The sequence below is a fragment of the Vibrio sp. 11986-1-5 genome (genome assembly GCF_963878025.1).
Lineage (GTDB): Bacteria > Pseudomonadota > Gammaproteobacteria > Enterobacterales > Vibrionaceae > Vibrio > Vibrio injensis.
Window position 1 is genome coordinate 423,007 of record NZ_CAWNVW010000033.1, and the last position, 23,411, is coordinate 446,417.

At 41.1% G+C, this 23,411-nt stretch carries 23 protein-coding genes and 3 pseudogenes; 13 read left to right on the forward strand and 13 right to left on the reverse strand.

The genetic code is table 11. From position 1 onward, the window contains the following. Positions 1-35 precede the first annotated feature (35 nt). From AACS00_RS09780 to AACS00_RS09810, 7 genes are all read left to right on the forward strand, one after another. Complete coding sequence (locus tag AACS00_RS09780; RefSeq protein WP_110167258.1) at positions 36-1,490, forward strand: hypothetical protein; 1,455 nt, start codon at positions 36-38, stop codon at positions 1,488-1,490. Then, entirely contained in the window at positions 1,490-1,834 is a 345-nt protein-coding gene (locus tag AACS00_RS09785; RefSeq protein ID WP_110167259.1) for a DUF2523 family protein, read from the forward strand. Before AACS00_RS09780 ends, AACS00_RS09785 begins: the two co-directional genes overlap by 1 nt. A gap of 1 nt (position 1,835) precedes the next feature. Continuing rightward, positions 1,836-3,206 (forward strand): zonular occludens toxin domain-containing protein, encoded by a 1,371-nt coding sequence (locus tag AACS00_RS09790; RefSeq protein WP_110167260.1) that lies wholly within the window; start codon positions 1,836-1,838, stop codon positions 3,204-3,206. Positions 3,207-3,325: 119 nt separating this feature from the next. Next, entirely contained in the window at positions 3,326-3,571 is a 246-nt protein-coding gene (locus tag AACS00_RS09795) for a hypothetical protein (protein WP_110167261.1), read from the forward strand. Positions 3,572-3,978: 407 nt separating this feature from the next. Further along, on the forward strand, positions 3,979-4,356 hold the full coding sequence (locus AACS00_RS09800; protein ID WP_146205768.1) for a hypothetical protein: 378 nt from the start codon (positions 3,979-3,981) through the stop codon (positions 4,354-4,356). A gap of 90 nt (positions 4,357-4,446) precedes the next feature. Continuing rightward, on the forward strand, positions 4,447-4,818 hold the full coding sequence (locus tag AACS00_RS09805) for a hypothetical protein (RefSeq protein ID WP_110167263.1): 372 nt from the start codon (positions 4,447-4,449) through the stop codon (positions 4,816-4,818). Continuing rightward, entirely contained in the window at positions 4,802-5,125 is a 324-nt protein-coding gene (locus AACS00_RS09810; RefSeq protein WP_110167264.1) for a hypothetical protein, read from the forward strand. Before AACS00_RS09805 ends, AACS00_RS09810 begins: the two co-directional genes overlap by 17 nt. Positions 5,126-5,174: 49 nt before the next feature. On the opposite strand, the gene AACS00_RS09815 is transcribed toward AACS00_RS09810, so the two are convergent. After that, a complete protein-coding gene (locus tag AACS00_RS09815) occupies positions 5,175-5,573 on the reverse strand; it encodes a DUF3653 domain-containing protein (RefSeq protein ID WP_309048868.1) in 399 nt (132 codons plus the stop codon). Between the two features lie 133 nt (positions 5,574-5,706). Between AACS00_RS09815 and AACS00_RS09820 the strand changes: the two genes are divergently transcribed. Further along, positions 5,707-6,978, forward strand: a complete 1,272-nt coding sequence (locus AACS00_RS09820) for an O-acetylhomoserine aminocarboxypropyltransferase/cysteine synthase family protein (protein ID WP_110167266.1) — start codon at positions 5,707-5,709, stop codon at positions 6,976-6,978. A gap of 279 nt (positions 6,979-7,257) precedes the next feature. Here AACS00_RS09820 and AACS00_RS09825 read toward each other — a convergent pair whose 3' ends face one another. The 9 genes from AACS00_RS09825 to AACS00_RS09865 all read right to left on the reverse strand — a co-directional run bounded on the left by AACS00_RS09825 (position 7,258) and on the right by AACS00_RS09865 (position 15,549). Next, positions 7,258-7,422 (reverse strand): YoaH family protein, encoded by a 165-nt coding sequence (locus tag AACS00_RS09825; protein ID WP_110167267.1) that lies wholly within the window; start codon positions 7,420-7,422, stop codon positions 7,258-7,260. Positions 7,423-7,463: 41 nt separating this feature from the next. Continuing rightward, a complete protein-coding gene (traF, locus tag AACS00_RS09830) occupies positions 7,464-8,624 on the reverse strand; it encodes a conjugal transfer protein TraF (RefSeq protein WP_072671178.1) in 1,161 nt (386 codons plus the stop codon). A gap of 58 nt (positions 8,625-8,682) precedes the next feature. Continuing rightward, complete coding sequence (locus AACS00_RS09835; protein WP_072671179.1) at positions 8,683-9,558, reverse strand: DUF2861 family protein; 876 nt, start codon at positions 9,556-9,558, stop codon at positions 8,683-8,685. 3 nt (positions 9,559-9,561) lie between these two features. Beyond that, complete coding sequence (gene vxrB, locus AACS00_RS09840; RefSeq protein WP_072671180.1) at positions 9,562-10,221, reverse strand: response regulator transcription factor VxrB; 660 nt, start codon at positions 10,219-10,221, stop codon at positions 9,562-9,564. Next, on the reverse strand, positions 10,196-11,671 hold the full coding sequence (gene vxrA, locus AACS00_RS09845) for a sensor histidine kinase VxrA (RefSeq protein ID WP_072671181.1): 1,476 nt from the start codon (positions 11,669-11,671) through the stop codon (positions 10,196-10,198). Before vxrA ends, vxrB begins: the two co-directional genes overlap by 26 nt. A gap of 193 nt (positions 11,672-11,864) precedes the next feature. Beyond that, positions 11,865-13,241, reverse strand: a complete 1,377-nt coding sequence (gene pntB / locus AACS00_RS09850) for a Re/Si-specific NAD(P)(+) transhydrogenase subunit beta (protein WP_110167268.1) — start codon at positions 13,239-13,241, stop codon at positions 11,865-11,867. A 12-nt stretch (positions 13,242-13,253) separates the two neighbouring features. After that, complete coding sequence (locus AACS00_RS09855; RefSeq protein WP_110167269.1) at positions 13,254-14,795, reverse strand: Re/Si-specific NAD(P)(+) transhydrogenase subunit alpha; 1,542 nt, start codon at positions 14,793-14,795, stop codon at positions 13,254-13,256. Positions 14,796-14,890: 95 nt separating this feature from the next. Next, positions 14,891-15,169, reverse strand: coding sequence for an HlyU family transcriptional regulator (locus AACS00_RS09860; RefSeq protein ID WP_072671184.1), 279 nt, complete (start codon positions 15,167-15,169; stop codon positions 14,891-14,893). Positions 15,170-15,171: 2 nt separating this feature from the next. Next, positions 15,172-15,549, reverse strand: coding sequence for a late competence development ComFB family protein (locus AACS00_RS09865; protein WP_072671185.1), 378 nt, complete (start codon positions 15,547-15,549; stop codon positions 15,172-15,174). A 236-nt stretch (positions 15,550-15,785) separates the two neighbouring features. Here AACS00_RS09865 and AACS00_RS09870 point away from each other — a divergent pair, with 236 nt between their 5' ends. Together AACS00_RS09870 and AACS00_RS09875 are read left to right on the forward strand one after the other, a co-directional pair. Further along, positions 15,786-17,021, forward strand: coding sequence for a GGDEF domain-containing protein (locus AACS00_RS09870; RefSeq protein ID WP_110167270.1), 1,236 nt, complete (start codon positions 15,786-15,788; stop codon positions 17,019-17,021). A 99-nt stretch (positions 17,022-17,120) separates the two neighbouring features. Continuing rightward, complete coding sequence (locus tag AACS00_RS09875; protein ID WP_110167271.1) at positions 17,121-18,932, forward strand: diguanylate cyclase domain-containing protein; 1,812 nt, start codon at positions 17,121-17,123, stop codon at positions 18,930-18,932. A 78-nt stretch (positions 18,933-19,010) separates the two neighbouring features. Here AACS00_RS09875 and AACS00_RS09880 read toward each other — a convergent pair. From AACS00_RS09880 to AACS00_RS09890, 3 genes and pseudogenes are all read right to left on the reverse strand, one after another. After that, positions 19,011-19,526 (reverse strand): annotated as a pseudogene (locus tag AACS00_RS09880) (DDE-type integrase/transposase/recombinase); the annotation flags it as partial. Between the two features lie 35 nt (positions 19,527-19,561). Further along, positions 19,562-21,090, reverse strand: a protein-coding gene (locus AACS00_RS09885; protein ID WP_110167272.1) for an IS3 family transposase whose coding sequence is annotated in 2 segments (ribosomal slippage) — positions 19,562-20,628 and positions 20,628-21,090 — 1,530 coding nt in all. Because the reading frame shifts where the segments join, the coding sequence is not laid out codon by codon here. A gap of 63 nt (positions 21,091-21,153) precedes the next feature. Continuing rightward, positions 21,154-21,722: pseudogene (locus AACS00_RS09890) on the reverse strand (transposase); the annotation flags it as partial. A gap of 99 nt (positions 21,723-21,821) precedes the next feature. Between AACS00_RS09890 and AACS00_RS09895 the strand changes: the two are divergent. The 3 genes and pseudogenes from AACS00_RS09895 to AACS00_RS09905 form a co-directional block, all read left to right on the forward strand. Beyond that, a pseudogene (locus AACS00_RS09895) lies at positions 21,822-22,265 on the forward strand (transposase); the annotation flags it as partial. 116 nt (positions 22,266-22,381) lie between these two features. Next, positions 22,382-22,654 (forward strand): type II toxin-antitoxin system TacA family antitoxin, encoded by a 273-nt coding sequence (locus AACS00_RS09900; RefSeq protein WP_010319336.1) that lies wholly within the window; start codon positions 22,382-22,384, stop codon positions 22,652-22,654. Next, complete coding sequence (locus tag AACS00_RS09905) at positions 22,651-23,148, forward strand: GNAT family N-acetyltransferase (protein WP_110167273.1); 498 nt, start codon at positions 22,651-22,653, stop codon at positions 23,146-23,148. Before AACS00_RS09900 ends, AACS00_RS09905 begins: the two co-directional genes overlap by 4 nt. The last annotated feature ends 263 nt before the right edge of the window (positions 23,149-23,411 follow it).

Here is a 23,411-nt window from a genome sequence, read left to right on the forward strand (position 1 = left end):
ACGGGGGGCGTTTTTCTTTATTCACTGGTGAAATTATGCGAACTGCAATCAATACATGTTTAACGCTTCTTTTATTGATGATGATTTTTTTATCATCCCTCGCGTTCGCCACTGATGCAGCTTGTCCAATTGGTTATGATATGGGGTCTCGCTCGTGGGATGGCTCTATTTATGGCGACCGTCCCTATATTTGTTTTCAAACCAATAGATGCAAAGCTCGCGCTAGTGATGTCTCACTTTGTTTTACAACTGACACAACATGTGTTGCTACGTTTTTAACGACTGGTGAACAATGCACTGAAACTGAATCCGTTCAGTCAGGTACTATTTTCCCAGGCGGTGATATTGTCACACCTCCTGACAATGGCGGCGGTGATGGTAGTGACGGCGGTGGTTCTGACGGTGGTGATGGCGGTGGTTCTGACGGTGGTTCTGACGGTGGCTCAGATGATAACAAAGGTATGCTCCCTAATGCTTCTTCTGTTGGGTCTGTCATTATTAATCGTAATGGCGTAACAGACCTTTCAAATGCCGTGCAACGTGTTGTTAATTCAAGCCGTACAAGTGCTCAATATATCGAGCGAGCTATATATAATCAATCTCATAATCTTTATGAGATTGGTCGTGAGAATAATAATTTACAGAAAGCAGTTATCCAGAATCAAAATACTCTACAAAATACAGTTAGCGGGGGGTTTACTATCGTATCTCAACAGGAGGATACACAAACTCAGCAGCTTATTGCTATTCGTGACCGTCTCACTACTAGTAGTAATCAAGATAACTCGTTTTACGATGAGTCATATGTATATCAAGCTCGACAATTAAGTCAAAACGATACGCTTATTAATCGTGCTGATACTACTAATCAGCGTTTAGATAATGTTAAGCAAACATTAGATAATAATTTCTCTACATTTATGAATTTTTTCGCTAGGAAAATGGATTCATTGGAGTCTGCAATTTTATCAGGCGGTAGTGGCGAATCAAATGTTAATATGGATGGTTTAACACAACTCGTTAGTGATGCTTTACAAGCAAATCAAATGCACTTAAATCAGCAAACCGATGCTATTACTGGCTCTATATCTGGTCTCGGTACTGATTTAAAAGGCATTAAAGACGCATTAACTACTAAATTTGATGAACGTGCTTTTGTGGGTAAAATTGATTTTGATGTTGATGGTGTATTATATAAATCGTCTTTATACGATGATTTATTTATTGAGCGCGAAGAGCTAGAAAACGAATACGAGCAATTATTAGATAAAGTTAAAAATATGTTTAGTTTTGATACGTCTGATTTAAACAGCGGTGAATATAAAGACCATATTCTTGATTTTTTAGCTCCTGACGGTTCTGGTCGTCAATTTAGTTTTAAATCTGGTGTATTTCCTGCATTTATACAGCAAGCTAATTTGATAGCGACTATTTTATTATTTATCGCCGCTGTTATTGCTGTTCGCGTAATTATGGGAGGCTCTAAATAATGGAATCCATATATCTAATCATTCAATCAATCGGTGACTTCTTTCAGTCAATTATTGATTTTATTTTAAATATTCCAGCTTACTTTGAGCAGTTTGTTATATTCGTTTACGCTTGGTATATAAACATTAAATTAAAGTGGATGATTTATTCACTCGCTTTCTATTATAAAGTTGCCTCTTATTTACTAAATGAAATTGGTTTTACTCAGCTTGTCGTCATGACGTTTAATGCACTTCCCGATGAAATTAGATACTACGCTTTTCTCTTTAAGATCCCCCAAGCGCTCAATATTATTTTCACGGCTTTTACTACTGCATTTGTTTTGACAGTACGGAGGTTCTAACGTGGCTATCACTATCAGAACGGGCGCGAACGGCTCTTACAAGTCTTCTTATGTTGCTTATTTTGTCATTCTTGAAGCCCTCAAAGCTGGTCGCGTTGTTGTTACAAATTTAGAAGGCATGGAGCCATTGGATATTATTCAGCAACGTTTAGATATTGAATTCCCAACCACGACTAGATTAATTCGGATATTTTCTAGGGATGAAAAAGGCATTGATTTGTGGCAGCACTTTTTTTGTTGGTGTCCGCTTGGTGCTTTAATTGTCATTGATGAATGCCAAGATATTTTCTCTAAAAACATTGGCTTTCGTATGGAGAAAGTAAGGTATCGTCCGCTTTCTGAATTCCTTCCTTATTTGCCTAAAGATTACGAATCGTTTTTTAATTCTCGTTACACACCTGCTGATATGACTCAGTTGAAGCCCTGTGAAATAGATGATAGGGGGCAGGCTGAATATGACGACCAGGGTCGCATTATTTACCCGTTTACTTTTAACGAGGGCTTTATGCGCCATCGCAAATATAACTGGGATATTGAGCTTTTATCACCTGACTGGGGTCAGATTGATACGGCCATTCGCGCATGTGCTGAGCAGTGTTTTTTTCAAAAGGGCCGTGATGCTTTTCCTTTGACTGTCAGAAAGCCTTTGATTTACAAGCATGCTAAAAACACATCGACGCCAGTGATACCGAAAGGTAAAGACCCGAACGTCTTTCCAAAGAAAATCCCACTCGATGCTTTTTTGATTTACAAGTCTACGTCCACTGGCGTAGCTAAACAGTCTGGCGCTTTAAACATTCTCACTCATAATCCTAAGATTGTGATCATCTTTATTATTGGTTTACTGTTGGCGGGGTACTTTCTTTATGCGTTATCCAATTTGGTTTTTGGTTCTTCTACGGAGGTTCAGAACGAGGAAGCGAACTCGACTCAATCTAGCATTTCTCAGTCGTCCAATGTCAGCAATCAAGACCGTTCTCAAGGTGATTCTACTGTATCTCGTCGTGGGGATAGCAATACGTCTAACACTCGTCCCGCTAATCAGTCTAATCGTTTAGATGATCTGCGTTCGGTTCTCGGCCTTTACGATATACAAAATCTTTACTATACAGGCCACACGACACGCCGTGGGCCTGACGGCTTTAAGTTCTATGTCACTCTTGAGGCTAAGACGCCAGACGGTACTTACTACATCAATGACAGCTTTTTGACTGCCAATAACATTCAATATGTTCATTATGACGATTGCTTGCTCAAACTAACTAAAGATGCTGTTGATTTGAATGTCTTTTGTAAGCCCGTCCAACGTGACAACGTTAATTCTAATATTCAGGCTGACATTAACATGCAGCCTTTGTCCGGCGTCTTTTAGCTCTTAGTGCGTATTATCATTTATATTTTTTGCTATCAAATCATCGACCGGTATCTGTGATCGATTTATTATTATGCTATCATATTTAAACCAGGTAATTTCTGCAGAAAGGAAAAATGATGGCAATTACAATTAGAGATACAATAGAACATGAAGAAATGCTTTCAGCTCTCAAGAAGCAGACCAGCACTTCAACAATGAGCAAAGCATTGATTAAAGGCGGTTATGAAGCTTTGAAGTATCGAGAGTTGTATCTTTCAGAGTGTAATAAGAATAAAGATCTTAGGGAGCAACTTTATCGCAATGGTGAGGCTGTAACTGACTTTCTTGACGCTTTAGATTGCCTAAAGCGAATACGCTCTTAGTGAGTATTATCATTATGAGTTATAAAGTCTATCTAAAGCCCCGCAGGGTGTAGTGAGCAAGCCTGCGAACGGTGACACCAAGCCCACGCCTAATCTAAAGAAATAAACTTAATTCAAAAGGCGCGGAGTTTCTCGTTTTTCTGGTTTCCTGCCCCTCCCCCTTCCTGCTAAGCCTAAAAAATGCAATACGATAAAAAGGAACGTTCAGCATTTGCCAGTTGTATTTTCAGCGTGGAGGTTTTAGCGGCTGACGATGATGAAGACTGAAGAAGAGGAAGCCGCTAAAACCCCCGTTACTGTATTACGGGGGTATATTCCACAGAACACCTTACCATACTGCTTCCTCTTTTCTGTTTGCCTGTTATAATTCGGCAAAAGGATATGCAATCAATTTATATGGAATGGTGATGACTGCTTTTGGTATCGTAGCAATAGTAACGAGTGTGTTGGGGATAATCACCCCTACTTTAGGTCTTCTCTTATCAGGGTTATCTGGTTTTTTTGCTTTATTCAGCCTTAGGTATAAAGACCCTTTTGCGCAAGCTGCACTCGTTCTTAATTGTTTGAATTTGACTTTACTTTCACCTCTGACTGTCGCATCAATTTTTTCTGATTACGCTTTGTTTGCTAAAACAACCCAAAACCTGAAAATCATGTATTGGCTTTTTCTTTTTATACAGTCAATTGGGCTGGTTCTTTGGTTCATCTACTCTAAAGAGGATGATGCGGGGGAAGCGGGACAACTCGTTGATAAGCCAAAAGAGCGAATTGAGCCACGGTTATGATATTGGTGGGTTAATTCTTTTTAGTTTTATCATGAGGTGTGCAACTTGTTTTACATTTTATCTAGGAGCACTTTACAATAGGAGATGTTAATGCAATCGAGAAAGTTTGCAGCCTTGTTAATCTTTTTTATTCTTTTTTCTCTTTCGTCAATGGCTGCTTATAGCGTCTATGGTGATTTCGTGGAAAAAACGATAGCTTTTTTGACAAGCTTAATGGTGTTTTTTGTATTAGTAGCACTTTTTGACATATATAGACAGGGGCATAATCTAACAATGAAAGAGAAGAAAGTGATTGCTATATCTTTCCCTCTGTTAACTATCATTGAATACGTATATCCCGTTTTAAAATATTCTGAGCAAAAACATTCAGATTACGTGTATCCATTTCTTATGGATTTCACCATATCTTTATTGGTTTTTACCATTATCTGGAGTAATGTAAAAAATGTCCGTAGTCAGTAGTGCGATAAGAAAATTAAGTCCGGCATCTCCATTCTTTAGCTTGCTTTTTCGTATGAAAAAACAAATTGATAATAGAGACAATGCTAATGAAATTTATAGTAACGCTGTTGTCCTTCTCCATGATTTGTTGCAAAGAGGCTATAGATTTGAATCTCCAGAGGTACAAGCGGCTGTAGAAATCCTTCGAAATTTACCAGCAAGGGGAGCATGTACTCGTAACTTTGAAAAGCTTTATTTACAAGACGAATATACGCTTAGGAATCTCCCTCGTGACCCAAGACTGATTCCAAAAGGTCATTGGCATTGATTTTTTCGTTATCTAGAATATCAGAGGGACATAAGAGTCCCTCTCTTTTTTACTTCATCAATTTCGCTATTACTCTCGCATACTTTAGTAGCCTTGACCTTGTTCTAATGTCGTCACTTGATGCGATTTCGACAAGCGCTGCACCCATTATGATTTGTTGAGGTTCTAGTTTCTGTCCACTCGGTAATTCAAGTTGATCATTAACGATTCTAAACCCTTTCCACTGTTCGGATTTACTTAGCTCGTGTTTCCTTTGCATTCGCATTAGTCTTTTGCATTCCGGCGGAATCTCTTTTCCCTTGTCCCACTCTTTGACTGTCCTCACAGTTTTGAAACATAGTTCTGCCGCGTCTTTTATGCTTAATCCGCACTCTAATTCACGAAAAACATAATTTTTTGTCATTTCGTAGTATTTCATTAATGAAGCCTCTAAATATAGAAGCTTCATTTCTAAGTTGTTGATATGCAAGACTTAACATAAGCGCAGATAATGCGCACTAAAGTGTGACCGTTAACATTGACAGGAATATCATGCCCATGGTTCTATACATGCCTTACGTTTATCACTATAAGGACATGTAATGAAACGTGAAACGATAGCTTTACACCATGGTTATCATGCTGATAATCAAAACTCTGTTGCGGTACCTATTCATCAAACTACTTCATTCAGTTTTAATGATGCACAACATGCAGCCGATCTTTTTGATTTAAAAGTTCAAGGTAATATTTATTCAAGAATAATGAATCCAACCTGTGATGTGCTTGAGCAACGTATCTCGGCGCTTGAAGGTGGTATTGGCGCTTTGGCGGTAGCTTCTGGTATGGCTGCGATTACTTATGCTATCCAAACTCTCGCTCAAGCCGGCGATAATATTATTTCTATCAGTGAGTTATATGGTGGAACTTATAATCTATTTGCTCATACTTTGCCCAGACAAGGCATTGAAGTTCGATTTGTAGACAAAAATAATTTTACTCAATTAGCTCAGCTAATTGATGATAGAACCCGAGCGGTTTTTTGTGAAAGTATCGGTAATCCATCCGGCAGTATCGTTGATATTGAAACGCTGGCTAACTTAGCTCATCAACATGGTTTACCATTAATTGTTGATAATACTGTTGCGACCCCCTTTTTATGGCGACCTTTTGAATATGGCGCAGACATTGTTGTTCACTCTGCGACCAAATATATTGGCGGTCACGGAACCACGATTGGGGGTCTGATTGTCGATTCAGGTAAATTCCCATGGCATGCTTATCCACAGCGTTTCCCATTATTAAATGAACCCGATATTTCATATCATGGTGTCAACTATGCTCAAGATATTGGTGCTGCGGCTTTTATTGCTCGAGCACGGGTCGTTCCTTTGAGGAATATGGGCGCGGCGCTGAGTGCTCACGCGGCTTGGAATCTGTTACAGGGATTAGAGACATTAGCTTTGCGGATTGAGCGAATTAATGACAATACTTTAGCTGTAGCTCAGTGGCTTAACCAGCACCCACAAGTGAATTGGGTCAATTATGCAGGCTTAAGCACTCACAAAGATCACTCACTTGCCCAAAAATATATGCACGGAAAGGCGTCTGGCATTCTCAGTTTTGGTATAGTCGGTGTCCGAGAAGCTGGAACACGCTTTTATGATGCATTAAATCTAATTCTTCGTTTAGTGAATATTGGTGATGCTAAAAGTTGTGCTGCGATTCCAGCATCGACGACTCATCGCCAGCTCAATGATCAAGAATTACAAGCTGCGGGTGTTTCAGCCGATATGGTTAGGTTATCGATAGGTATCGAGCATATTGATGATTTGCTTGCGGACCTTGAACAAGCATTACAAGCAACATTGTAAACATGTCAATCATGGCCCTGATGAGTATCGAATTAGTGGCCATGATCATCACCCTTCCCCCTTTTTTATTAAGCTTATTTGCTCTTTAATTATTTCGTCTAATTCTATTATTTAAACTATTTCGTATATCAATAAAGTTACGCCGTATCTTAAGTTATAGTGCATTAGATTGTTGGGTTTTTAGTAAAGATAGGTCTGATATAAGTGCATGATTTAAAATAAATAAGTAAGTGGTATTAATGAACGAAGAGCACATGAGTGCTCTTCTAAATCAGATAGCTATTCGGTTTTATTCTGTAAATCTTCAGCATACTGACGGCGAATTTCCTGAGAAACGATTTGAATCGCCTGTGCAGTGCTGATCCCTTCAGCCATCAATTTCTGAATTTTTTCTACAGCGGCTTGCTGTTCACTGTGAGTTAAAGTCGGTATATCGTCAAACATAAAAAAGGCTCCTATTACGGAGCCTCACTATAAAGAGACAATCAGTAACTAGCAAGAAAGTTTACGTATGCCCCCATAGCATTTTCATTGGTATAACTTGCACCAATATCAAGCTGAATGATATTCAACGGTGATAAACCAATCCCTGCAGTGATGGTGCCATCTCGGCCACTATAAGCTAGGTTTTTATTATACCCTACTCTCAATTTTAATTGACGCATGATATCCACTTCACCACCAATACGGATCATCTGCGTATCATCGGCAAAGTTATTAAATCGGCGGTCGGTATTCAAATCATAATCCACACTCAAGGTCGCATAATCAGCAACGATACCTGCACCGAGGGTTATTTGTGGGCGGATTTGATAATCATACTGAACAGAGTTAACCATTTGTGTCGTAATATCTCGACTGATCAAATTGGTGGCTGCCGCACCTAAACGATAAGGCCCATAAAACCATACCGCGCCAGCATCAATGTTAAATGTCGTTTCTCCCGTACCGTTATCTAACAAATCTTTGAATTCATAGTTGTTAAAGCTGGCTTGATAAACATAAGTATAAATGCGTTGTAATTTCGGAGTGATACCAAAAGCCATATGTTGACCGAGGAAGGTTTGATATTTGGCTAACGAGATACCAACTTCAGTAACGGCAATAGAGACGGCATTAATACCACTATTCTGTGCTTGCTCAAGAATACATTCAGGACTACCGGGATTAGCACTTACAGGGCAATCTGATGCGATGCTGGGAGCCGCATATACTTCTGTGTACGCTTTACCAAATATATTCGCAGAGATGTAGCGGTTTGGTATACCAAAAGCGATAACCCCGCCCAGGTTTGCGTTAAGGGTATCGCCGTCAATATCATTAAGCGCCGTCTGTAATTCGGTGGCTTTACTTGGATCATTACTATTAATAAGATCAGCAATATTATCGATACTTTTCACTAATTTATCAGGATCGTTATAAGTAAATCCAATGCTGGGTAAAATCATCCCTGCGTCATCATTACGTCGATAAATAGCGACTAAAGCAGGATTATAGAACGGAGCAGTAAGATAGTTTGCTGAGACCACGCCAACGCCACCCATGGCATCTCCGCGGGCTTCTATAGCATAATTTGCCGCGAGAGTCTCTGTGGCAACCAGCAGCGCAGGAAGCGTTAAAAGCCAAATGTGTTTTTTATTGTTCATATCCAATAAACCGTTGGTTACTTTGTTGTTATAACGGCTTATTGTCTATCAACTTTAATCATTCCTCTAGAGAAACATTATAGGTTTTACTGATAACTTGAGCTTGCTCTATGATTATTGGTCCTTGCCAGCGCTTATGAGTCATTGAAACCGCAAGGATATAGCGATCCGATGTTAGTTCTGTGAGCTCAAGTTGAGTCGGATAGTTTGATTCATAACTTTGTTGCCAAATTTCTTTATACTCACCATCAAAATAATCGTACACCGACACATCTAACCGAGGCAATGGGCAATGGCGATTTAATAATGCATTTTTATCGACAGTCCATTGATCTTTACTCGACCAACGAACCGTTTGCTTAGCTTTAGGTTCGCCAAAGATAACCCAAGTACTCCACGAATCTTGATCTTCAGCCGTAATATCGATTCGATACAACCCCATAGATAACTTAGAGTTCAGATTGTAATGCTTGCGATAGGTTATCGCACCATCAGTGACGCCGTCACCAAGGTGAATAAAGCTACTGTCTGTAGAAATTGGTTTCTCGATCCATTGAGTTAACGTTATATTATTCAAAGCCTTATCGCTTTGTGCTTCTAATATGACTTGATACGCATCACGACCAGGACTTTGAATATCCACCTTACGAACCACAATACTGTTTAACCATGATGGAAACGTCTTACTGGCTAACCCCTTACCACAGTCAACCGATAACGATTGGATCAATAAATCATTTAAATGTGTTTTGGTATTTTTCGTTTGGTTGAGTTGCCAAACTTCAACCAGAGAATGAAACATTCGGTCGAGATCGTTATTGAGTAGGTGTTGATGTACCTGAGTTAACGGGCTATTACTCTCAAACCATTCCACACTCTGTGCATAAAAAGGCACGCACATAAGCGTGCCAATAAGGCCTATTTTTCTATACATAATTTAGGCTTTCATCTTATACCCGACGCCACGAAGCGTTTCTATTTCTAAACCTGGTAGCTTTTGCCGCAATTGTAATACATGCGTATCCACCGTTCGTGTGGTCGGGAAATGATTATAACCCCACACATGATCCAATAATTCATCACGAGTAAATACTCGACCTAAATTACTGGCGAGGAAAAGCAACAAATCAAACTCAGTTCGCGTTAAGGTAATACACTGTTGGTTAAAAAAGACTTCTCGAGTGGCTTTATCGATAACCAAATTTGGTGTAATCACTTTGCTATCATCACTATCCTCACCATCCGGCGAACGAAGCTGCGCTCTTATCCGAGCAAATAATTCAGCTTCTGCAAATGGCTTGGTCAGATAGTCATTCCCTCCTGCGTCTAAGCCCGTAACTTTATCTTTGACGGTCACTAAAGCGGTCAATAAGATAACCGGGATTTCTTTTAAAGCCTTCCATTCAGCAAGATGAGCAATAGAATCACCATCAGGCAATTGTCTATCTAAAATAACTAAATCCGCTTTTTCCCAATATTGATTCACTGCAGCGATAGTTTCTGCATGTAAACAGTCATATCCCGCTTGCTCCAAACTTACCAATAAACCGTCAGCAAGGTTTTTATCATCTTCAACGAGAAGCAATGTCTGTTTCACAAGGTATCTCCAATATAAACGTGGTTGGTGGTCCGATTAAGGTTAAACGGCCCCCCATTCGACCAACCATCGATTCAACAATCGTTAAGCCAAGTCCTAAGCCACTTTTACTTACAAAGGGCTTGCGTAAATGACGCCAATCTTTATGAGTCAACGAACCTTGATCGGTTACTTTAATCGTAACTGAATCAGTTTTTGACGTCACTTCTAGGGTTATAGGTGCAACACCATATTTTACGGCATTGCGAATCAAATTATCGATACAGGTACCAAGCCAATACACATTGAGCTTTGCCGCTATATCTTGTTTAATAATTAACTCAATAGGTTGAGTAAACTCTTCTTCTACTTTGTATTGCAACCATTCTTCCACAGAAGGAACCCAAGCGGTCGCTAGTGGTTTATTATCCGACTGTAAGTAATCTTTGCTGGCTTCAGCAAGCTGCCTTAAACGACGAGAATCCTCGCAAAGACGACGAAACTCATCGTATACAGTTTCGGGTAAATGTTCAAATTCTCGACGAAACCCTTCAACCGTCAACGATAAACTGGCAATTGGTGTTCTCAATTCATGGGTAAGAATTTGTAAGATTAGCATCCTACTTTTCATTTCTTGTCGTTTAGAGTTCCAGCGATAAATTGACCAACTGATCACCAAGAAAATATTTGCCAACACTAGTACAAACATACTGATACGAAGCAAATCCGTATGATCTTGTACGTTCCAGCATAAATTGCCTCGTTGAACAAAGCATGTGGTATCACTCTCTACAAAACTAAAAGCCAAACCGGCTTGACTGGCATTTTTTTGCCAAATGCTGTCATCGAATAAATAGTATTCATCGCCTTTTCTTAACCAAAGCTCATCCTTATCACCAAACATGATTGCACCAGAGATCAGCGCATTCATCGCATCTTCGTTCATTCTTTGCAAACGTCCCAATAAAGATTGACTAGGCGCTTGCGCTCGCTCTTGAATATGCATAAAAGGCTCAAGTTGCGCATACTGATCGGGATAAACTTCTGCATAACGCGCAGCATAAGTACCACCACCAGGATGAATCAATGAGCTTCTGGCAAACCAACGTACGGGTAATTGACTGCCTTTACACAACGCTCGAGTAAAAACTAAAGGTTCGGTCACTAAAGGGTTCAGAGGTAAATTACCCGAGCAGTTTTGTGCTAACTGATATAACAGTTGGATATCTTTTAATGGATAAGATGCCGTTTGTGGCAACATGGTTTCTGGCGTTAATAATCGAGTTGGATACTCTTTTTGAATCGTACGAATATCATAGGTGACCATGGCTGCTTGCTCATCAAATAGCGATACAAACAGTTCAATCCGCTCCGGTAGGGAATCGGCAAAAGCTGAAACAGTAAAAGTGCAAGTGGCTAGCACTAGGCTGCGGATGAGTGTTTTTGTCAATGTGAATAATCGTTTGATCATAAAACCATAAAGTGATGATGCATTATCTATAAACAGAAACAGCGCTTGTTATATCACTGTCAATAATATACCAAAGTATCGCTCTTATTGACTCAAACAACGTTACCTACCCTGTTGACCTTAGATCGAATACTCGAATACCAGAAAGCAAGAAGCCAGCAAAATGCTGGCTTCTTGCTTCGGTTTAAGCAGATTACAATGCTTTAGAGATGGCGTCTACACTCTCTTTTGCATCACCAAATAACATGAAAGTATTGTCTTTGAAGAACAACGGATTTTGCACTCCAGCATAACCCGTATTCATCGAACGTTTGAATACAATGACCTGTTTCGCATGCCACACTTCTAATACTGGCATACCTGCTATTGGGCTATGAGGATCATCTAACGCTGCGGGATTGACTGTATCATTCGCTCCAATCACTAACACTGTATCGGTTTTGGATAGATCGTCGTTAATTTCATCCATTTCTAATACAATATCGTAAGGTACTTTAGCTTCGGCTAGTAGCACGTTCATGTGACCCGGTAACCGACCAGCCACAGGATGAATACCAAAACGGACATCAATCCCTAATGCTCGTAACTTCTCTGTGATCTCGTAAACAGGATATTGCGCTTGCGCGACAGCCATACCATAACCCGGGGTAATCACGACTGAACGAGAGTTTTTGAGAAGTTCTGCCACTTCTTCAGCATTCATTTCTCGGTATTCACCTTGCTGTTCATCACTGCTGATCGCTACTTCTTGACCAAAACCACCAGCAATAACACTGATGAATGAGCGGTTCATCGCCTTACACATAATATAAGACAGAATCGCCCCAGACGATCCGACTAAAGCGCCGGTCACAATCAGCAAATCATTGGCAAGCATAAAACCAGCGGCAGCGGCGGCCCATCCCGAATAAGAGTTGAGCATTGAAACCACAACCGGCATATCAGCGCCACCGATTGATGCAACCAGATGGTAGCCAAAGGCTAAAGCAATCACGGTCATGATGATCAGCGGCAATAAGCCACCATCAAGCTTTAGAAATTGCATGAGTAATAGAAGCGATATTACTAACGCCGCGAGATTTAACTTATGTTTATGCGGCAAATTTAGAGGCGACGAGCTAATTGAACCGCTCAATTTACCAAACGCGACGATCGATCCAGTAAACGTCACCGCACCAATGAATACTCCGATGAAAACTTCGACCAAATGAATCACATGTTCCGCATGAGTATCCACCAAAGGAGCAGCGAGCAAACTGTTATAACCGACCAATACGGCAGCCATACCAACAAAGCTGTGCAACATCGCAACGAGCTCTGGCATCTGTGTCATCTCGACTTTATTAGCGAAACGGATCCCAATGACGGCCCCAATGATCATGGCCAAAATAATCCAGCTCAATCCTTGTGCTTCAGGACTGAAAATGGTGGCTAGCAGCGCGATCGTCATACCAGCCATACCGTAATAGTTACCGGTACGTGCTGATTCTTGTTTCGATAATCCCGCTAGACTCAAAATAAAACATAAGGCAGCAATAATATAAGCCGCGTGTACTAATCCTGCAGACATTATTATTCTCCTTTAGTCTTTACGGAACATGTCAAGCATACGTTTCGTGACCGTAAAGCCGCCAAAAATATTGATACTTGCAATCAAAACGGCAATAAATGCCAAAAAGGTTACTATCCCATTGCCTTGGCCGATTTGTACTAAAGCACCGACGATAATAATTCCAGAGATAGCGTTGGTTACTGACATTAAAGGGGTATGTAGTGCATGAGTTACATTCCACACCACGTAATAGCCAACTACGCAAGCTAGTACAAACACCGTAAAATGGCCGAGAAAAGCCGCCGGAGCTACTGATGCTATCCAAGCAAATGCACCGACGCCAGTCGCTAAACCAACCAACTTTTTCCAAGGTGATGCTGGTTGCTTAGCTGTTTTTTCTAGCATCGGTTTGCTTTGAGCTGGCTGCTGCGCAGAGACTGGGATAGGCGGAGCAGGCCAGGTGATCTCACCTTGCTTAATAACGGTGACGCCACGCAGTACAACATCGTCAAAATCGATGTTAATTACGCCGTTCTTCTCTTTACAAAGCAGTTTCAATAAATTGACCAAATTCGTTGCATAAAGCTGAGAGGCTTGAGTGGGAAGACGACCAACCATATCGGTATAGCCAATAATTTTTACGCCATTATCAGTCGTGATCAACTGATCTTTGACCGTATACTCACAGTTCCCGCCATTGGCAGCCGCTAAATCAACAATCACACTCCCCGGTTTCATACTGTCTACCATCGATTTGGTGATGAGTGTCGGTGCTGGTTTACCAGGGATCAGTGCGGTAGTGATAATAATATCGGATTTTTTTGCTTGTTCTGCGTAAAGCTCTGCTGCTTTTTGATTGAAATCATCCGACATCTCTCGAGCGTATCCATCACTCGAAGCAACCGTCGGCAACTGTTCAATTTCCAGAAACTCAGCCCCCATCGATTGCACTTGCTCTTTAACTTCTTGACGAACGTCGAACGCTCTAACAATTGCGCCAAGGCTTCCCGCAGCCCCTATAGCGGCAAGGCCTGCGACCCCAGCACCAGCGATAAACACATTCGCGGGAGGCACTTTGCCTGCAGCGGTGATTTGTCCAGTAAAGAAACGGCCAAATTGATGCGCCGCTTCAACAACCGCTCGATAGCCGGCAATATTCGCCATGGATGATAGTGCGTCTAACGCTTGGGCACGAGAAATACGAGGAACACAATCCATCGCCAACACATTGATACTTTTCATTGCCAGTTTTTCCATCAACTGAGCATGTTGAGCTGGCCAGATAAAACTGATCAGAGTCGCTTGATCTTTTAATAACGAGACTTCATCGATTTGCTGATTGTAAATTGGCGCATTCACTTTTAAAACAATATCGCAGTTCCACACTACCTCGGAGGATTCAATTATCGCACCAGCCGCTTGGAACGCACTGTCTTCAAAACTTGCCAATGAACCAGCTTGAGACTCAATCACAACCTCAAAGCCGAGTTTTATCAGTTGCTCTACTGATGAAGGTGAGGCAGCCACTCGAGTTTCACCCGCGAGCCTCTCTTTTGGCACACCAATTCGCATATCATTTCCTTGATTTTGGGACAAAAAATAAAAGAACGCTAAGCATAGCGACTTAGCGTTCTTTTATTCATGACTTCTGTCAACGACTGGAGAAATTAGTTAAAGATCTGACCACTCATCTGATCAATAAAAAGTTGAGCTTTTTTTAACATTAACTGATCGGCATCATCTTTAGTTGACAAAATATCAGAACGAATAAAACGATGAGTATGCAGCTCTCCATTGATCTCTTGAGTAATTCGGCCTGCTACTCGATATTGACCGTTTTCAGCCATCGATTCTGGATAAATGAGCATACCTTTATATTCAACAGGCTGAATTGATTCTGATTGCTTTTTATCTCTTCCCCCAAACCAACGAGCAAATAATCCCACAACTACTCCTTATGTTTCTTATTGTTTTTCAGAATTGGCTCTTCATACCATTCTAACGGATTATCGTGATCAAACCGAGCTTGAGATAAAATAACAGGAATCTCTTTATCTCGCATAGTACGACGATCTTCAATGATCATAGGCTCCGCCGCTTGAATGGCAGCGAGAGCTTGTTGCTTTAAAATCACCAACCGCTCTTCAGGAAGAGCGGAAAGGAAATCAACATCATGTCGGATATAAACCGGACGCATTTGACTTAATGCAAGACAGGCAAGATCCGCTAATTGGTCATGATTGTATTTATCGCTATATTGACGCTGAACTAATACTTGCCCAACCAACGTTTCCATATAGTTATGTACATCAACATTTAACTGCATCCGTTTTCTCCTGAATCATGCAAGCTTGTCCGTAAGTATTATCGGGCGATCGATGATGCTAAAAATAAGTGACCTGAGTAAAAGTATCACCACACCGCACTATCGCCTGTTCAGTGTAGCAAAAAACTTGGCAATTATTAAAATCAACGTATTCTTATAAGCAAAGACACTTAAACCTTTTGCCTGATTTTTACCAATAAGGAACTGCATTGATTCAAATGGCGCATGAATAATCTATGTCGACAGATTTTGCTTCTTCGTCTTGGTTTCGTTTTGCCTTCCCTATCCTGTTACTCATCACAGTCTGGATCGGAATCGATAACCTTGTTATGGTCGTGCAAAGCAATATTGGCTTTGCGCAAAATTTGCCTTACGTGCTTTTTATCTCCGCTATTGCTATCGCTCATTTATTCAAGCAAAGTCGGATAGCCATGATCGCCAGTGTATTGCTGATAAGCTATCTAATAATCCAATACCGACTGCAATCCCCCCTCTCCGATGGTTCAACATTACTTGAATTATCTCTCTTGGCAACGTTACTTCCTGTCGCTTGCCTGATTAGTTATGCTTTCTTCAATCAAGGGCTTGCTACACGCAGTTTTGTCAAATTCATTGGCTTGCTACTCATGTTGTTGTCATGGGGAATATTGAGTGTAACTCACTTTTATGATGGCTCCGTCATCGATTTACATGACAGCTTACTTTATAGCGTACCGCAAATTTCTCGCTTGCCATTTATTCTAGTACTTTATCTTTTCGCTTTAGTCGGTATCTGTGCGATTTTAGTTTTAACAAGGAATCGGATGATCGATGCCACTATTTACAGCGCTTTATTGTTAACCAGCACCACTTTTATTTTTTTCCATGTTTCCTTTATATCCAGTATTCTTTTTTCACTCGCTGGTGTCTTATTGATCTTGTATTTGATCGCGGCAGGCCATGCATTAGCTTTCAATGATCGATTAACTCAACTACCTGCTCGGCATGCTTTGGATCTTGATCTACAGCGTTTAGGGAAAAACTTTACGATTGCAATGGTTGATATCGATAACTTTAAAGCCTTCAATGATACCTATGGCCATGAAACCGGTGATGATGTGCTAAAACTCGTTGCCAGTCGCTTAAGGCTCGTTCCCGGTAATGGCCGAGCTTATCGTTACGGTGGTGAAGAGTTCACTTTGCTTTTTAAAGGCAAAACAGCAGAGCAAGCAAAACCACATTTGGAGTGGTTACGTCACGACATCGAGCATTATGATTTAGTTATTCGAGATACTGATACTCGCCCTACTAATCATCAAGAAGGTTCAAAAAAACGCAAACGTCATAAAGCATCATCCGTTACTGTTACTATTAGCATTGGCGTTTGTGATAGCCATGTAGAACCCACTGCAAAATCTGCATTAACCTTAGCCGATCAAGCACTGTATAGTGCTAAAAAATCCGGTCGAAATTGCATAAAAGTCACTAAGTAAGTAGCAATTATTATCGCCTATCGCAACTTATCAAATAAAAGTATGCTAATGTTTTCTAGGGATTAATTTTTTAACCGCACTGTATAGAGAATCGATGCATTGATCATTTCTGTTAAAGTCATCAATAAATACTTTATTAAAATGCTGTGCCTAATGACATTAGCTTGTCCAGCTATGGTATGGGCAGACAGAGATTGGTCACAGCAAACTGTACGGATGTGTGTCGATCCTGATTGGGAACCTTTAGAGAAAATCACCACGGATGGTCAGTTTATCGGTATTGCTGCTGACTTACTTCGAGTGATCTTTCAGCGAGCGAAACTAGAGTTTGTGATAATACCGACGGCAGATTGGAATGAAAGCTTAGTCAAATCACAAGCCGGAGAGTGTGATATTTTGGCACTACTCAATAAAACTGAACAGCGCAGTCAATGGCTCAATTTCACTCGTCCATATCTTGTTAATCCGAACGTCTTAATTACTCGACACGAACATCACTACATCGATGATTTAAACGATCTCGCCAATACCAATAGTAGTATCGCCCTTCCTATCGGCACCTCCGTATATGAGTTTCTTAAACGTGACTATCCAAACATTAATTTAATACCAGTGGATACCGAACGAGAAGCTTTTGATTTGGTTGATAGAGGGCTGGCCGATGCGACGTTACGTTCATTATTAGTCGCAGCGTATACCATTAGAAATGAAGGCTGGTTTAATCTGAAAATCGCTGGTGAAATCGGTGATTATAAAAATTTATTACGAATTGGCGTGCTTCATCAACATCCATTATTACTAGAAAAATTAGATCAAGCGATTGCGACATTGACCGTTGAAGATATCAACCAAGCCATTAATCGGCATGTACCTATCTCTGTGAATTATCGTTACGACTGGATAATGATCGTAAAAATCATCATGATTTCTATGATCATTATCTGTGCTTTATTATTTGCAGGGTTACTACAGTACCGCTCTCATCGACGATTACTACTGCTCAAATCCCAATTAGAAACCACATTGGTGGAAAAAGACAATATTGAGTTACGCCTCAGAGAAAGTGAACGCTTTTATCGATCGTTGGTCGATACAGCCCACGAAGGAATTGGTGTTATTCAGAATCAACGTTTTGTATACGCCAACCATCATTTAGCGCAGATAGTCGGTCTTAGTATTGAGCAACTTCTTGAGCTTTCTTCATTCCTCGATTTAGTCAGTCCAGAATACCAGCCAGCAGTATTAAAAGCGCATCATCAACGTCTCGCTAAGGAAGCCACACCGCCGCAACGTTATCAAGCTCAGTTAGTTCATGCTCAGGGACACATCATTGACATTGAAGTCAGTGGCGTTATGGTTGACTGGTATGGAGAGCCCGCCTCTTTAAATTTCATCAGTGACATTACCGATAGAAAAAAAGCAGAACGTGAAATTACCCATCTTGCTAATCATGACACATTAACTGGACTAGCAAATCGAAGACTCCTAATGGAAAGAATGGAACAGTTAATTTTACAAGCTAAACGTAATCCTATTCAATTTGCTGTTATATTTATTGATTTAGATAAGTTTAAGCCCGTTAATGACTACTGGGGTCACCAAGTAGGTGACGAACTTTTACAAGCGATCTCACAACGCTTGACGGAAAGCATTAGAGCATCAGATACCTTAGCTCGTATTGGAGGGGATGAGTTTGTCATTTTATTGCCTCATTTACCGAGTGAACATATCAATGATGTCGTGCGAAAAATCGAAAGTACCTTTCAAATGCCTTTTATTTTACAAGAAAAAACCTTATCGATTCATGCCAGCCTCGGAGTAGCCAACTTCCCTCATGATGGAGATACTGCCTCAGAATTGCTCAACCGAGCTGATAGAGAGATGTATCGTAATAAACAGATTAATCTGTAGTGTTGGTATAACCTGAACGTATTGTCATCGATTAAATCCGGTAATCCCCCTATTTTTAACGGCAGTTAAAAGTAGAGGCTAAGCGGCCATCAATTGTGGTTTTCCGCCATTTGCTTTGTGTGACCGTTCATGATTGTAAAACCAAAGCCATTGCGTGGCATAGTCTTGAACTTCTTCAAGCGTATCAAATAAATGTTTGCTGACCCAACTGTATCTTATTGTTTTGTTGTGTCGCTCTATATACGCATTTTGTTGTGGCTTACCAGGTTGAATGTAATCAATTCGGATCCCCAGTTTTTTCGCCCACTCTGTAAATTCGTGGCTGATAAATTCGGGTCCATTGTCACAGCGGATCGCCATCGGTTTTGCGCGCCATTCAAGAAGCTGATTTAGCGTTCTTAGGACCCGTATTGTTGGCAGTGAGAATCCTGCTTCAATCGCCAAACCTTCTCGTTTGAAGTCGTCGATGACGTTGAACAATCGATAATTTCTGCCATCCGCGAGCTGGTCATGCATAAAGTCTATCGACCACACTTGGTTTGATTGGGTAGGTTCTTTCAGCGGTTCTGGTGCGTTTCTTTTGAGTCGTCCGGTGTTTTTCAAGTTAGTTGTCATCATTTGCTTAGATATTAAGCAGCATCTTTTTCTGGATTTAAATGCACTTCACCAACAGGATCACAGTTTCTGATATCACTAGACCAACGCCCTGGATTTTTATTTTTCGCACTCAGTAGTACCTCTGCACGATGCGCTAAGATCTCTCGATCCTTTCCACTATGACGCTCGGAAGGTGTAACATAATTTAACTTGCTATGCTTGTGCTCAGTATTATACCAACGTACAAACCCGTTGACCCAACAACGACTTTCTTCCAGACCATCAAAGCCTTTCGTGGGCCAGCTCGGTATATATTTCACGGTTCGGAACAGCGACTCAACATAAGGATTATCATCGCTGACTCGTGGTCGGCTGTACGATGAGGTAATACCTAGCTCATCCATCTTTGCTTTGAGCGTGAGTGATTTCATTGGCGCACCGTTATCTGAGTGAAGCACTAAGGGCTGATTAAAGCATTGCTCGCGTAGTAATGTACGCTGTAAGAGTTGTGAGGCTAACTCACCACATTCACTCTCATAGACATCATAACCAACGATTTTTCTGCTGTAGATATCTTCTATAACGCACAGGTAATAGTGTTGCCCAATCACCTTAGATGGCAAGTAAGTAATATCCCAACTGTATACTTGATTTGGCCCTGTCGCTGTGTAGCTTGTTGGTTTAGCATGTCGTTGTCTTCCTTTCTGTCGACCACGCTTATGCAGTTGACCATGTGCCTTCAATATCCGGTGGTAGCTTGAGGCAATATCTTCGCCTTTATCCAGCAAAGTCGGAACGATTTGAGTAGGTGGCAAACTAGCATATTCAGGTCGATTACATATTTCGATGATCGCTTCTCGCTCTTGTTGTGTCAGTTTATTAGCAGGCACAGGCCTGGTGCATGTTGGTCTTTTATCAGCTTGAACATTGCCCTGTTGATACCAGTGTCGATAGGTTATCAAGTCAATCTCAGCCTCATGACAAGCTTGCTCTAAACGGCAACCATGTTGTTGAGCATCGCGAATAAGTGTTATTAGGTATTGCCTTTCATCGGTTGAGGTTAGTCGTCCTCGGGTTCTTCCCCGTAAAAGGCTCTCAGCTTTTTTCGTAGTACCAACAAGGCTGCCGTTTCCGCTAAGGCTTTTTCTTTAAAACGTAACTCTTTTTTAAGCGCTTTGATTTCCATTTTATCGGCTTTCGCTTGTTTTTTTGCTTCTAGCTCCTGTTCTTTCGTTGTCATAAATCCTTGCATGCACTCATTTCGCCAAGCTTTGATTTGTTCAGGGAACAGACCTTTCTCGCGACAATATTGGCTGAGTTCATGCTCAGTCATTGAGTAAGTTTCAGCGATGATGGCGAGTTTGGTTTGTGCAGACCACTGCTCTGATGAAGTATTGCTATTGGGCACAGGAGATCCAGAATGTCTGAGTTGTTGCCGCCAATAATACAGGGTTCCAGGACTAATGCCTTCTTCCTTTGATATTTGGCTTACAGACATCGAAGATGGAGGCAGTAGCTTCTTAAGTATTACTTCTTTTCTTTCAGTAGAGATACGAGACACGATAAACTCATTGCCGCCCAATCTGGTTAAATTTTAACAGTGACAACTATCCTGCCAGAGGGGGCGTCTGCGTGGTTTTATGCGCAAATTCAGCGCCAAATCGCAGTAAATTCGGTAAACCCGCTTGTGGTTCCAACCAAAACCTTTCACGTTGCGCAGGTAATGAAAATACTGGGCAACTCCCCAATCCGTTTCTTTCTCAGTTAAATCAATAAGTAAATCCGCGATCTGCGCATTTTCATCGTCATTGATCGGCTGATATCGGTAGCAGGTTTGGCTATACAAAATGCCGCACAGGCAATACGGATAGTCACATTCCGATTGGCCACCGCGTGTTGCGCCATCGCTTTACGCTGCGACGGCTTAACCACTTTTTTGCCATCGCTTCCTGAATAATTTCGGCCTTTAAGCGCTCTTCGGCGTACATTTTTTTTCAGCCGTGCATTTTCGGCTTCCAGCTCTTTTAAACGAGCCATCAACGACGCATCCATGCCGCCAAATTTGGCTCGCCATTTGTAAAAAGTAGCCGAACTCATGCCATGTTCACGGCACAGCTCAGGAACTGGCGTTCCCGCTTCAGCTTGTTTGAGGATCGCCATGATTTGGCTGTCGGTAAATTTTGATGTTTTCATAAAGAATCTCCTGCGTTTATGGTACGAGAAAATTCTACTTTTGACGTCAGTTAATTTATGGGGCGATTACCATCCCTACTTACCATGCTCAAAAAATAGATAGAAAATATTGAGACTCGAATCGAAAAACTCATCGAGACATGCCCTGATTACCAAGCCAAAAATGAGCTATTACAGAGCGTACCTGGCATCGGAAAAATTGCGGCAGCCTCCATCATCAGTAACGTACCTGAGCTGGGCTACATCACCAACAAACAAGCGGCTTCATTAATCGGTGTCGCTCCCATTACTCGAGAAAGTGGCAGTTATAAGGGCAAGCGAATGATCAAAGGCGGACGCATGCAAGTCAGGACAGTTTTGTACATGGCCATGATGTCTGCAATGCAATGTAACCCTGTTTTTAAACAGCACTATCAAAAGTTATTAGCCGCTGGCAAACCTAAAAAAGTAGCGATCATTGCTTGTGTCAGAAAGATGGTAGTTATCCTAAATTCTATGCTCAGAGACGGCTGCATGTGGGATGCAAACAACGCCAAAAATTAACTCTTGACACCATAGTCTCTTGTTAGCTTGCGTGCCAAAGTGACACAACGATTGCTTTTTGTATATTTAAACACCATAATAAAGATGTGACATTTTGACACAAAGGAGAACACATTATGGCTACCACTTTACCTCGTATCACTGCGAGAGTTGATGTTGATACGCAAAACTTATTAACCAAAGCAGCTGCTCTCGCTGGCATGTCTAGTATTAACTCATTTGTACTCAATGCTGCAATCGAAAAAGCAAAACAAGTGATTGAACGCGAGCAAACACTAAAATTAAGCCAAGCAGACGCCATTTTGCTTATGGAAGCTCTCGATAAACCAACAACATTAAATCAAAAGCTTAAAACTGCCGCCGAACGCTATGAGACCAAAACCCAATGATGAAAACGGTATTACTCGATAAAGATAAACACGACAGAAACCGATTCAACTGCGGAATTGATGCGCTTAATAACTATTTGAAAGTAATGGCAAGTCAGCAAGCTAAAAAAGACAATACCCGAACATTTGTTTTAGAGGATAAAAATAACACCTCACTTATCATCGGTTTTTACACTTTAACAATGACACCCATTGACCTAAAAGCATTACCCGATAAGTTACAGAAAAAGCATCAGTCATCAACTTCTGGCGGACTCATTGCTCGCTTAGCTATCGATGAGCGCTATAAAGGCAAAGGATTTGGCGAGTGGTTACTTATCGATGCTCTACGAAAACTACTAGCAGCTAGTGATAGCGTGGCATTCCCAGTCGTTATTGTTGACGCAAAAGATGGCGCTAAACATTTCTATGAACGCTATGGTTTTAAGGCATTTCAAGATGCAGAAAATAAGCTATTTATCACCATTTCAGATATTAGGGCAAGTTTAGGCTAGTATTGCTAGCCTTTAGCAAGCTAACGCCCGGTTAAGGGGCAGACAACGCCACTACCAAGCTTCTGCATAACACCGTAACCACAAAAAACCAACGCATAATAAAAATGCCGCGCGTTGGCTGTCCCTCTTGAACCGTTTGTATGGATAATAACTAACGAATAAGGGTAAAGTGAGACCCAGACTTTAGCTGCAACTAAAGTTCTCTATCTGATAGTTCGATTGAATTGTGGCTCCTCTATCGAGAGACCGATAACAAGAGCGAA